General features: G+C 64.2%; 13 protein-coding genes. 3 read left to right on the top strand and 10 right to left on the bottom strand.

Annotated features, from left to right (window positions below; genetic code table 11):
- Positions 1-10 precede the first annotated feature (10 nt).
- Both NTA49_RS12705 and lpdA read left to right on the top strand, forming a co-directional pair.
- Complete coding sequence (locus NTA49_RS12705; protein ID WP_258295169.1) at positions 11-406, top strand: MAPEG family protein; 396 nt, start codon at positions 11-13, stop codon at positions 404-406.
- Between the two features lie 124 nt (positions 407-530).
- Positions 531-1,919, top strand: coding sequence for a dihydrolipoyl dehydrogenase (lpdA, locus tag NTA49_RS12700; RefSeq protein ID WP_258295168.1), 1,389 nt, complete (start codon positions 531-533; stop codon positions 1,917-1,919).
- A gap of 62 nt (positions 1,920-1,981) precedes the next feature.
- Here lpdA and NTA49_RS12695 read toward each other — a convergent pair whose 3' ends face one another.
- The 5 genes from NTA49_RS12695 to NTA49_RS12675 form a co-directional block, all read right to left on the bottom strand.
- Entirely contained in the window at positions 1,982-2,371 is a 390-nt protein-coding gene (locus NTA49_RS12695) for a hypothetical protein (RefSeq protein ID WP_258295167.1), read from the bottom strand.
- Positions 2,372-2,461: 90 nt separating this feature from the next.
- On the bottom strand, positions 2,462-3,064 hold the full coding sequence (locus NTA49_RS12690) for a pyridoxamine 5'-phosphate oxidase family protein (RefSeq protein WP_258295166.1): 603 nt from the start codon (positions 3,062-3,064) through the stop codon (positions 2,462-2,464).
- A complete protein-coding gene (locus NTA49_RS12685; protein ID WP_261368310.1) occupies positions 3,061-3,744 on the bottom strand; it encodes a lysophospholipid acyltransferase family protein in 684 nt (227 codons plus the stop codon). The genes NTA49_RS12690 and NTA49_RS12685 overlap by 4 nt, the downstream gene beginning before the upstream one ends.
- Before the next feature lie 53 nt (positions 3,745-3,797).
- Entirely contained in the window at positions 3,798-4,706 is a 909-nt protein-coding gene (locus tag NTA49_RS12680; protein ID WP_258295164.1) for a cell division protein FtsX, read from the bottom strand.
- Positions 4,707-4,708: 2 nt separating this feature from the next.
- Positions 4,709-5,386: a cell division ATP-binding protein FtsE gene (locus tag NTA49_RS12675; protein WP_258295163.1), complete on the bottom strand. Its 678-nt coding sequence runs from the start codon at positions 5,384-5,386 to the stop codon at positions 4,709-4,711.
- 163 nt (positions 5,387-5,549) lie between these two features.
- On the opposite strand from NTA49_RS12675, the gene NTA49_RS12670 reads away from it, so the two are divergent.
- Positions 5,550-6,368, top strand: a complete 819-nt coding sequence (locus NTA49_RS12670) for a zinc-ribbon domain-containing protein (protein ID WP_261368295.1) — start codon at positions 5,550-5,552, stop codon at positions 6,366-6,368.
- A gap of 34 nt (positions 6,369-6,402) precedes the next feature.
- Here the strand turns inward: NTA49_RS12670 and NTA49_RS12665 are convergent, their stop codons facing one another.
- Genes NTA49_RS12665 through NTA49_RS12645 form a run of 5 tightly spaced genes read right to left on the bottom strand, consistent with a single transcriptional unit; the run spans position 6,403 to position 11,045 of the window.
- Positions 6,403-9,012 carry a TIGR02302 family protein gene (locus NTA49_RS12665; RefSeq protein WP_258295161.1) on the bottom strand — a complete coding sequence of 870 codons (2,610 nt, stop codon included), beginning with the start codon at positions 9,010-9,012 and terminating at the stop codon, positions 6,403-6,405.
- Between the two features lie 52 nt (positions 9,013-9,064).
- Positions 9,065-10,330 (bottom strand): diaminopimelate decarboxylase, encoded by a 1,266-nt coding sequence (gene lysA, locus NTA49_RS12660; RefSeq protein ID WP_258295160.1) that lies wholly within the window; start codon positions 10,328-10,330, stop codon positions 9,065-9,067.
- Positions 10,331-10,390: 60 nt separating this feature from the next.
- Positions 10,391-10,708, bottom strand: a complete 318-nt coding sequence (locus NTA49_RS12655; RefSeq protein WP_258295159.1) for a DUF2834 domain-containing protein — start codon at positions 10,706-10,708, stop codon at positions 10,391-10,393.
- A complete protein-coding gene (locus tag NTA49_RS12650; protein WP_258295158.1) occupies positions 10,708-10,881 on the bottom strand; it encodes a hypothetical protein in 174 nt (57 codons plus the stop codon). The genes NTA49_RS12655 and NTA49_RS12650 overlap by 1 nt, the downstream gene beginning before the upstream one ends.
- On the bottom strand, positions 10,881-11,045 hold the full coding sequence (locus NTA49_RS12645; protein ID WP_258295157.1) for a hypothetical protein: 165 nt from the start codon (positions 11,043-11,045) through the stop codon (positions 10,881-10,883). Before NTA49_RS12645 ends, NTA49_RS12650 begins: the two co-directional genes overlap by 1 nt.
- Positions 11,046-11,053: the final 8 nt, after the last annotated feature.

The raw sequence follows: 11,053 nt of genomic DNA, 5'->3' as shown, positions 1-11,053 counted from the left end.
GCATGTTGAAATGACCCCGATCCTGCTGACCATCGCCCTCGCGGGCCTGCTGCACATCGCGCAGTTCGTGGTTGCCTCGACCATGGCGAATATGGATGTCGGGCCGGGCTATACCACCAGCCCCCGCGACCGAGAGCCCAGCCGTCCGATGCGCAAGACCACCGGGCGGATGCTGCGGGCCTACGACAACAACGTTGAGATGTTCCCGTTCTTCGCTGCCGCCGTACTGCTGATCCACCTTACAGAACAGCCCAGCACGGTCACCCTGTGGACCGCATGGATCTATCTGGCCGCCCGCGCGCTCTATATCCCAGCCTATGCGCTGGGGTGGCAGCCTTGGCGGTCCTATATCTGGCTGGTGGCCATGGTATCGGTCGCCACGCTTTTCATCGCCTCCCTGATCTAGGGACGCGCCCGCACACACCGGGCCCGACGGCCCCCACGAATAACGGCTTACCAGCCTCACGAGAAACCCCGACATCAGGCCCGATACCGGCCAGAGGGGCTAAATCGACCAAGGAGAAGACCTCATGGCATCCTACGACGTCATCATCATCGGTTCCGGCCCCGGCGGCTATGTCTGCGCAATCCGTTGCGCGCAACTGGGCCTGAAAGTGGCCTGCGTCGAAGGCCGCGAGACATTGGGCGGCACCTGCCTGAACGTCGGCTGCATTCCGTCCAAGGCATTGTTGCACGCATCCCACATGCTGCACGAGGCAGAGCACAACTTTGCCGACATGGGCCTGAAGGGCAAAAGCCCCTCGGTCGATTGGAAACAGATGCTGACCTACAAGCAGTCCACCATCGACACCAACACCAAGGGCATCGAATTCCTGTTCAAGAAGAACAAGATCGACTGGCTCAAGGGCTGGGGTTCGATCCCCGAGGCGGGCAAGGTCAAGGTCGGCGACGAGGTCCACGAGGCCAAGAACATCATCGTCGCGACAGGCTCCGAAGCGGCATCGCTGCCCGGCGTCGAAGTCGATGAACAGGTTGTCGTCACCTCGACCGGCGCACTGGAACTGAACAAGGTTCCGAAATCCATGGTCGTGATCGGCGCGGGCGTCATCGGGCTGGAACTGGGCAGCGTCTATGCGCGCCTGGGGACCGAGGTGACCGTGGTTGAGTACCTCGACACGATCACCCCCGGCATGGACCCCGAAGTTCAGAAGACGTTCCAGAAGATGCTGACCAAGCAGGGTCTAAAATTCATCCTGGGCGCTGCCGTGCAAAAGACCGAGGCGACCAAATCCAAGGCCAAGGTGCATTACAAACTGCGCAAGGACGACAGCGAGGCCGTGCTGGACGCCGATGTGGTTCTGGTCTCGACCGGGCGCAAACCCTTCGTCGATGGTCTGGGCCTCGAGGGGCTGGGCGTCGAGATGACCCAGCGCGGTCAGATCAAGGTCGGCAAGGATTGGCAGACCAAGGTGCCGGGCGTCTATGCCATCGGCGACGTGATCGAGGGGCCGATGCTGGCCCACAAGGCCGAAGACGAGGGCATGGCCGCTGCCGAACAGGTCGCGGGCAAACATGGTCACGTGAACTATGGCGTGATCCCCGGCGTGATCTACACGCACCCCGAGGTCGCCAATGTCGGCGAGACCGAAGCCACGCTGAAGGAGGCGGGCCGCGCCTATAAGGTCGGCAAGTTCAGCTTCATGGGCAACGCCCGCGCCAAGGCCGTGTTTGCGGGCGAGGGTTTTGTGAAGATCCTGGCCGACAAGGAAACCGACCGCATCCTGGGCTGCCACATCATCGGCCCGGGCGCAGGCGATCTGATCCACGAGGTCTGCGTGGCGATGGAATTCGGCGCCTCCGCCGAAGATCTGGCGATGACCTGCCACGCCCACCCGACATTCTCGGAAGCGGTGCGCGAGGCGGCATTGGCCTGTGGTGACGGCCCGATCCACATGTGATTTTTCCCTATCGAGGAAAGTCGAGAAAGGCGCGCCCGAGGGTGCGCCTTTTTCATATCGGTCTACCCGGAGGCGGCAGCCCGTGCCTTCTGGAACGTAATGCCGCAATTCTTGTGCCCCGAGACTTGCTCCAACGCGTTCAACTCACCTTTCAGACGGGCCAGTTCTGTGGCGTGGAGCTCGTTCGTCTTGATCAGCAACGCGGCAGGCCCAAGCACCGCCCATGCGACACCTTTGGCAACAGCATCGCGCTTGGCCACTTCGTTCTGCTTGACCGAAACGGCTTGGGCTTCCTGGGTGACACGCATCGCTTCCTTGGCAATCTGGCGGCAGGTCAGGCGATCGTACTCTTTTGTCGACACTTGCGCCGGAGCGACATCCTGGGCCGTTTCGGCGCATGCAGACAGAACGAAACCACTGGCCAGCAGCCCTGCATAAAATGAATTGAGCATATCAACGGCAAGCTCCGGCGCGGTGTGCGACCGGGCCAGCCTAGCATCAACAGGGTAAGCAAACCGTTACCGCAGCAACGCCGCGATACCTCACCACATCGTCTCGCTTGCCCGCTTGGGCCATGCAGCATCATAGGCCGCGCCGCCCTCTTCGCCTTCCGTGACCTCGGCCAGTATCTCACCCGGACGGGGCAAATCGGCGCTGTCGTCGCGCGCCCAGAGATCCGCGCGCATCACGGCGCGGGCGCATTGGGTGTAGATTTCGGCGATGCGGATCACGATGACGGTGGCAGGCACAGCCTTGCCTGCCGCAAACCGCGCACGCAGGTCGGCGTCATCGGTCAGGCGGGCCTGACCGTTCACCCGCACCACCGTGGTCGATCCCGGTACCATGAACATCAGCGACACGCGCCCGTCGGTCACGATATTGCGCAGCGAATCCAGACGATTGTTGCCTCGCCAATCCGGCATGGCCAACGTCTGCGGGTCCAGTTCCAGCACCACAGGGCCATCATCGCCACGCGGGCTGCCGTCTGTGCCGGCCGCGCCCACAGTGGTCAGCACGCAAAACCGCGAAGCCATGATCCATTTGCGATAAAGCGGTGTAAGGTGATCCGAAACCTTGCGCAGCGCAGGCTGGCCCGGCGTTCCGTAGAGCGCCGCAAGGGCGGCTTCATTCGCGATCCAGTTCATTGCGTGAGCCTTTCGGGTTCGAACCCTGCTTCGGCCAGCAGCGCATCGGATTTCGCTTCGACGGTCTGTTGAAGCTCGGCCATGAACGCCTCGCGCGGCAAGCCCTCGGGCATCGTGGGCAGAAATTCGACCACCGCCAGCCCCGGTTTGCGCATGATCCCCTTGCGCGGCCAGAACACGCCGACATTGGTGGCCACGGGCACGCAAGGCTGCCCCAGTTCGGTATAGAGCACCGCCGTGCCGACCTTGTAGGGGGCCTTGACCCCCGGTGCCACGCGTGTGCCTTGGGAATAAATGATCAGTTGCCCCGCCTCGAGACGGCCCGCATCGACGTCGCGCACCATCTTCTTGATCGCAAGCCCACGTTTGCCGCGCGACACTGGAATGCAGCCGATGCCCTTGGCGTAAAGACCGATGATCGGGGTCCACAGGATCTCGCGTTTCATGATGAACTTGCCCTTAGGCACCGCGTGAAAGATCAGCATGATGTCCAGAAACGACTGATGCTTGGCGGCGATCATGACGTCGCCCGTGGGCACGGGGCCGCGCACCTCGGTGCGGATGCCGACCATCCAACGCGCCGACCAGAACACCCATTTGCACCAGGTTTTGCAAGCCGCGCGCGCGCCTGCGCGGCTGAACATTGCATAGGGGGCAAAGACGATGCCAATCACCAGCATGGCAAAGTAGATCTGCACCACGAAGATCAGCGAGCGCAGCCATTGGATTACAATCACGACAGGTTCTCCAATGTGCGGCGGGCCGCCGTTCCCGTGGCAAGAAAGGCCACCAGCGCCGTCAGCGGCGGGATCACGAAGGGCACAGCCCAGCCCAGCCCCTGAAACCGCAGCCCGGTAAGGAAACCGGACATCTCGCCGCTGCCCGATGGCATAAGCAACACCGCGACGATGCCCACGACGACACCCGCCGCCGACCCCGCCAATGCGCGCAAGGTAAAGCGCCGGATGAACGCCTGCGCGATATAGCGGTCGGTCGCGCCCACCAGACGCAGCACCGCGATCACCTGCGCATTGGCGGCAAGTGCTGCCTGCGCGGCCAGTGTCACCATCGCAGCAACCGTTGCCACAATCAGTCCCGTAGCGATCCACCCCAGCAACCGCAGCCGCGACGCCGCCTTGACCAGAGGTGCGCGCCAGCGGCTGTGATCGTCCAGAACCGCACCCGGCACTTCGGCAGACAGCCGCAGCCGCAGGCCTGCCGCGTCGATCCCGTCGGGCGTTTCGATGATCTCGATCAGGCGCGGCACCGGCAGCCCCTCAAGGGACACTTCGGGGCCGAACCAGGGGGCCAGAAGCTCGGCTTGCTCTTCATCGCTCAGCGCGCGGGCGCTTTCGACACCCGCCGTGGTCTGCAAGACGGACAGCGCCGCCTCGGTCTGGGCCGCGCGCTGGTCCAGCGGGGCCACAATGCGCAGGGTGGCGGTGCGCGCAAGTTCAGCGCTCCATTGATCGGCCAGACGGCCCGTCGCCATGGACAGCGCCAGCGCAAAAACCGCCAGGAACGCCATCGCACCGGCAGCGAAAACGGTCAACCGCGCGGTAAAGCCAGAGGGCGGCACGACACGGTCGGCCTGACGGTCCACCGAAGTCAGCGATTGCAGGGCATTCAGCGTCAGTTTCATCTTCACAGATCCGCCCCCGCAAGCTGGATGCGCCGGTTGGCGATGCGCAGGACGCGCGCCTGCACCTGCGCCTTGGCCGCACGAATAAGCGAAAGATCGTGGGTGGCAATCAGCACCGTCTTTCCCATGCGGTTCAGCTCGATTAGCAGGTGCAGCAAACGTTGCGACATCTCCCAATCGACGTTGCCGGTCGGCTCGTCCGCCAGAACGATATCCGGCGACATGATCACCGCGCGGGCCAATGCAGCCCGCTGCCGCTCGCCGCCAGAAAGTTCGGGAGGCAGGCCGCTTGCCCGCGCGCTCAGCCCGACCCAGGCCAGCAATTCATCCAGATCGGCGTTTTCGGCTGCAGTGCCGCGCCCCGATACCGTCAACGGCAGTCCGATGTTCTCGGACACCGGCAAGTGGTCCAGAAACTGCACGTCCTGATGCACCACCCCGATCCGGCGGCGCATCATGGCAATGTCGTCTCGCTCCAGCGTGCGCACATCCGACCCCAGGAGCCGCACGGTTCCCGCCGAAGGCAGCAAGGCCCCGTAGCACAGCTTGAGCAGTGTCGTCTTGCCGGCGCCCGAAGGCCCCGTCAGAAAGTGGAACGATCCCGGCGCCAATTTGACGGAAACATCCGACAACAGCTCACCGCCGCCATAGCTGTACGCTACATTTTCTAACTCGATCACATCGTACCCCGCATAATGCACCTGTTGTGCCTTAGCATCGGTGCGGTTTCAATGCGCGTTGCAATAGGGGTCTAGGACAGATTGCACTTTTCTGCGCATGATCAACGCCATATCCTGTGCTACAGGACGAGTAACGGTTGAAACACGGGGAGTTCTAGGCGGTATGCGGCTGGTTTGTCCAAATTGCGATGCACAATACGAGGTTCCGGACGAGGTCATTCCGTCCGAAGGTCGGGACGTGCAATGCTCTGACTGCGGACAGACCTGGTTTCAAAGCCATCCTGACCACATGCCCTCGGACATGGACGGCGATGATGATCCGGCCCCGCACCCCGATGCGCCCGCGGCCGAGGAAGAACGCGCCCCCACGCCCGAGCCGAAGCGCCGCACGCTGGACCCTGCCATTTCCGGCATCCTGCGCGAAGAGGCCGAAGCCGAAAGCCGTGTGCGCCAGAGCGAAGCGCTTGAAAGCCAGCCCGATCTGGGCCTGGGCGACAGCGTCGAAGAACGCCCTGTCGAAACCGAGACGCAGGAATCCGCGCGCCGTGCCCGCGAAGCCCGCGACAGGATGGCAAAGATGCGCGGACAAGAGCCGCCCGCAGATACATCCGCCGCCGAAGCTGCCGCCGCAGCCGCTGCTGCCAGCACGCGCCGCGACCTGCTCCCCGATATCGAAGAGATCAATTCGACCCTGCGGTCCACCGGCGACCGCCAGATTTCCAAAGGCGACACGGCCTCTGACGCGCCCGTGCGCGAACGCAAGAAACGCGGCTTCCGCCGGGGTTTTTTCACTTCATTGCTGATCGTGGCGATCTTTGCTGCGGCCTATATCTACAGCCCGCAGATCATAGACGCGGTGCCCGCAGCCGAACCGGTGATGGCGGGTTATGTCGGCACGGTCGATCAGGGACGGGTCTGGCTGGACAGTCAGGTGACCAGCCTGCTGACCTGGCTGGATACAACGGCTGAAGCCCAGCAATAGGGCCCGTTGACGCGGCTCAGGCCCCGGCCCGTCCTCAGAAGCGGTCCAGCAGCCGTTCCAGATAGTCCAATTCAACTTGCGGACGTTCCCCCTGCGAAGAGCGGCGGCGGATTTCATCCAGCAGCTCGCGCGCCCGGCGATAGACGTCTTCGCCCTGCAACAGCCCCTCTTCCGTGCCGGTGCCGCCATTGGCCCCCGGCGTGCGGCCCAGGGGATCGCGCGCATCGGCGCGGCGGTCGCCTTCGGCTGTGCCCTGCCCCGGCTGGCTGTCGCGCTCTTGCTGCGCCATCGCCTCGCCCAGGGCGCGCATGCCCTCGCGCAGCGCTTCCATGGCCTGCGCCTGATTGTCGATGGCCCCGGCGTTGTCGCCCTCACGCAATGCCTCTTCGGCCCCTTCCATCGCGCGGCCCGCGCGCTCCAGTGCCTCGCGCGCGGCGTCGCCTTCGGGCGTGCCAGCACCGGGCATGTTACCTTGCTGGCGGCTCAGCTCGTCACGCAGCGCCTGCTGGCGATCCGCAAGTGATCCTGCACCCTGGCTCTCGCCCTGGCCCTGCTGCTGCCCGTTCTGCTGGCCGTTTTGCGCGCCCTCGCTGCCGCCTTCGCCTTCGCCGCCTTCGCCCTCGCTGTGCTGCTGGCCTTGGCCCTGATTGCCGCTGCGGCCGCGATTGCCCTGGCTTTCGCCAGCCTGCGCATCGGGGTTGAACTGTTCCTGCAAATCGCGGAACGCCTCATCGCTCAGGCCCTGCTGGTCGCGCAGAGTCTCTGACAGACCTTCCATCGCCTGTTCACCGGGGCTTTGACCGTTCTGGCCCTGCCCTTGGGTGACACGCATGTTCTCCATCATCTCCTGAAGCTCGCGCAGCGCCTCTTCGGCTTCGGCCATGCGGCCCTGCTCCATCAGCTCCTGAATCTCGTCCATCATGCGCTGCAGATCGTCCTGCGTCATTTGCATGCCGTCCTGCGGGCTTTGCTGCTGGTCGCCGTTCTGCTGCGCCTCGCGCTGTGCCTGTTCGCCAAGCTGCTTGAGGTAATCCTCGGTCGCGCGGCGCAATTCATTCATCAGCTCGGCAATCTCGGCCTCGGACGCCCCTTCGCGCATGGCCTGTTCCAGCCGTTCCTGTGCCTGGCGCATCCGGTCAAGCGCATCGGCCAGATCGCCCTCTTCCAACTCAATGGCAAGGTCCCACAGATCATCGGCCAGCTCTTGTTGCTGCTCGTCCGTCATGCCGTAGTTGGCCAGCGTTTCCATCTGGCGGATCGCCTGGCGCAATTGCAGATACAGGGTTTCCTTGCGGAAAATCTCGTCGGGCTTGTAGCTGACGGCCCGCAACACTTGCGCGCTGCGTTCCGCATTGCTGCGGTTCCAGAGCAGATCGCGGCGCATCTCGATGATCGCCGCCGCCAGCGGATCAAAGAAGCGGCGACCGGGCAAGGTGATGTCGCGCGGCACCGATTCCGTTTGCTGCTCGGCGGCGTCCAGCACGCTGAGCGTGATCGTCACCGGCAGGTTGGCCCAAGGGTGTTCCGAGAAATCCTCGACAAAGTTCTCCTCGAACGCACGGCGGTCTCCGGCGATGGGCATCGGCAGGGGCACAATGATCTCGGGGCGTTCTTCGGGAACCGGGGTCAGACCGTATCTGCGCTCGACGTTGTCGAGGTTCAGCGCGATCCGCGCCTCGCCCGCCTCGACGCCATAGTCGTCGCTGGCGCCAAAGGGCAAGGTCATCTCGCCCAGGGCGGCACTTTCGGGATCATCCAGAATCTCGACCTGCGGTGCTGCATCGGGCAAAACGGCCACCTGCCAGCTGCGCCCGCCGGGACCACTGACCGAGATGTTGCCGCTTTGCGTTACGGTGAAATCATGCGCAGCCCCCGAGGCGGGCGGCACATCGCCAACCCGGCCCGAGACGGTCTCGGCCACGGTCAGCGCGCCGACCTCGCCATAAAGGCGCAGGGTGATCAGGCTGCCAGCGGGCAGTTTCAGCGATCCCTCTGGGATGTCATTCAGATAGATCGTGGGGCGCCCCGTGTAGCGCGGGCTTTCGGCCCAGCCTTCCCACACCGGCCCGGTGGCCAACCCGCCGCCGCCCGGTGTCATCTCGGCGACTGAACCCACGCGCCAGATCGACCCGAACAGCAGTGCAACGACAAAGGCAGTCAGCGCCACATAGCGCAGGGCAAAGGGATCGTGCCGCGCCACCTGCAGGTTGCCGGGCACCGCACGCGCCCCCGACGCCCGCTGGGCCATGCGCTTCTGGTGCGCGGCCCAGACCGCCGCCGACGCGGCATCGCCGTGACCGATGGCTTGGTCGTCCATCAACGCCTGTATCGGACGCCCCGGCAGGCTGGCATCAAGCCGCGCAAGGGCCTGCGTGCGGGTCGGCAGACGAAACCGCCGGAACGCATAGACCAACGCCCCGATTGTCCCCAGCCCGCTGACCACAGCACCGCCCCAGACCGCCTCGATCGAGACCATGTCGTGAAGGCCCAGCATCAGCACCGCCAGCACGGCGAAGATCACCGCCAGCAAGGGCCAGAGGGCGCGCGTCAGGTATTCGGCAAGCATCCCTGCCCATGTCAGCCGCAAGGGCCAGCGCAGGGCGCGCAGCCCCGCGGGCGCGTCAGGTCGGGATGAAATGGCCATGTCTCGACGTTACCTCATACTAGGGTATGACAGTGACCGTCACGCAATGGCGTCACACCCACTCGGGAATGGTATCGCGATTTATCATTTCGTCAAAGGTCGGACGTCGGCGGATAACCGCGAATTGATCGCCTTTGACCAAAACCTCCGGGATCAGGGGCCGCGAATTGTATTCGCTGCTCATTACCGCGCCATAAGCCCCTGCACTGCGGAATGCCACCAGGTCATCTGCGGCCAGATGCGGCAACATCCGCTGCTTGGCAAAGGTGTCACCGGATTCGCAAACCGGCCCGACAACGTCATAGGGCTGCTGCTCGGCACCTGCGTCAGGCTCGTTGACTGGTATGATGTCATGATAGGCATCATACATCGCCGGGCGGATCAGATCGTTCATCGCACCGTCGAGGATCAGGAAATCGCGACCCTCGCCGGATTTGACATAGATCACCTTGCTGACCATCAGACCCGCATTGCCCGCGATCAAGCGACCCGGTTCAATCTCGATCTCGCAGTTCAGGTGGCCCAGCGTGCGCTTGACCATCGCGCCATAATCCGTGGGCAGCGGCGGGGCGGCGTTCGACCGCTCGTAGGGAATGCCCAGGCCGCCACCCAGATCCAGACGGCGAATGACATGCCCGTCGGCGCGCAATTGCTCGGTCAGGTCCGCGACTTTTTGATAGGCCATCTCGAACGGGGCGAGGTCGGTCAGCTGGCTGCCGATGTGCACGTCAATGCCGATCACATCGATCCCGGCAAGGCTGGCCGCATGGGCATAGACGGCGCGGGCACGGGCGATGGGGATGCCGAACTTGTTCTCGGACTTGCCGGTGGCGATCTTGGCATGGGTCTTGGCGTCGACATCCGGGTTCACGCGGATGGTGATGGGGGCGACCTTGCCTAGGCTGACCGCCACGGCGCTCAGCACTTCCATCTCTGGCTCGGATTCGACGTTGAACTGGCGGATGCCACCCTCAAGGGCCGTGCGGATCTCATCTGCGGTCTTGCCGACGCCGCTGAACACGATCCGCTCGCCGGGAATGCCTGCGGCACGCGCGCGGCGGTATTCACCGCCCGACACCACGTCCATGCCGGCGCCCGCGTCGCCCAATGTTTTGAGGATGGCCTGATTGCTGGCGGCTTTCATCGCGTAGCACACAAGGTGATCCATGCCCTCCAGCGCCTCGTCGAACAGACGGAAATGGCGCAGCAGCGTGGCTGTCGAATAGACATAGAACGGCGTGCCCACGGCGGCGGCAATGTCGGCCACCGGGACGTCCTCGGCGTGCAGAACGCCATCGCGATAGAGAAAATGATCCATGCCTGACCGCTTAAGCCAGCATCGGTGCGGGATCAATCATGCTTTTGCGCGCCCACGCGTTCAGGTCACAGGCCGCGTGCGCAGGAACAGATAGAGCGGCAAGCCGCAGCTGACCCCGATGCAGAATGTCGCCGGAATGGCGATCAGCGCCAGCCAGTTGCGGCGCACCCAGACCTCGGCGCAGATCCACACCGTCAGGGTGACTGCAGCGATGGTCAGATCCCAGACCAGCCCGCTGGACGCGGCATTCGCGTGCCACGCGTCCACCATGCCGCCGATGTCAAAGCCGTTGGCCCCGAACCACGTCAGGAACCAGTACATCGGGTGGATCGCACCCCAGATGGCCAGCAGCAGATATGCGATACGCAGCGGCGACATCAAAACGTCTTTACCACGCCGACCGAGGCCGAACCGGAGATGTGTAACCCCGGCTCGGTCACCGACGGCTGCTGGCGGACATTGCTGACACGGCCCTCGGGCGCATCAGGCGACGCGCCGCGCGTGCAGGCCGCAAGTGACGCAAATGCCGCGAGAAGGACAAAGGCGCGCATCATCGCACCCGGTATCCCAATGTCAGCGGCCCCTTACGCAGGCCCAGGCCCACATGCGTGCCCACGCCCCCGGTGCCCAGGCTGATGCCCGCGTTCATGGTGGGTTGCACCGGTTCACCGTCTGCACCACAGGCCGCCAAGGCCAGGAGGGACAAAACAGCCATCATTCGGA

Origin of the sequence: Pseudosulfitobacter koreensis, from assembly GCF_024733015.1 — a bacterium.
Taxonomy (GTDB): Bacteria; Pseudomonadota; Alphaproteobacteria; order Rhodobacterales; family Rhodobacteraceae; genus Pseudosulfitobacter; species Pseudosulfitobacter koreensis.
This window is presented reverse-complemented; position numbering and strand designations above follow the sequence as displayed.

Bases quoted from the DNA above. Each gene is read 5' to 3' on its own strand.
- NTA49_RS12705 (WP_258295169.1), top strand. From the start codon at position 11: ATGACCCCGATCCTGCTGACCATCGCCCTCGCGGGCCTGCTGCACATC.
- lpdA (WP_258295168.1), top strand. From the start codon at position 531: ATGGCATCCTACGACGTCATCATCATCGGTTCCGGCCCCGGCGGCTAT.
- NTA49_RS12695 (WP_258295167.1), bottom strand. From the start codon at position 2,371: ATGCTCAATTCATTTTATGCAGGGCTGCTGGCCAGTGGTTTCGTTCTG.
- NTA49_RS12690 (WP_258295166.1), bottom strand. From the start codon at position 3,064: ATGAACTGGATCGCGAATGAAGCCGCCCTTGCGGCGCTCTACGGAACG.
- NTA49_RS12685 (WP_261368310.1), bottom strand. From the start codon at position 3,744: ATGCTGGTGATTGGCATCGTCTTTGCCCCCTATGCAATGTTCAGCCGC.
- NTA49_RS12680 (WP_258295164.1), bottom strand. From the start codon at position 4,706: ATGAAACTGACGCTGAATGCCCTGCAATCGCTGACTTCGGTGGACCGT.
- NTA49_RS12670 (WP_261368295.1), top strand. From the start codon at position 5,550: ATGCGGCTGGTTTGTCCAAATTGCGATGCACAATACGAGGTTCCGGAC.
- NTA49_RS12665 (WP_258295161.1), bottom strand. From the start codon at position 9,012: ATGGCCATTTCATCCCGACCTGACGCGCCCGCGGGGCTGCGCGCCCTG.
- lysA (WP_258295160.1), bottom strand. From the start codon at position 10,330: ATGGATCATTTTCTCTATCGCGATGGCGTTCTGCACGCCGAGGACGTC.
- NTA49_RS12655 (WP_258295159.1), bottom strand. From the start codon at position 10,708: ATGTCGCCGCTGCGTATCGCATATCTGCTGCTGGCCATCTGGGGTGCG.
- NTA49_RS12650 (WP_258295158.1), bottom strand. From the start codon at position 10,881: ATGCGCGCCTTTGTCCTTCTCGCGGCATTTGCGTCACTTGCGGCCTGC.
- NTA49_RS12645 (WP_258295157.1), bottom strand. From the start codon at position 11,045: ATGGCTGTTTTGTCCCTCCTGGCCTTGGCGGCCTGTGGTGCAGACGGT.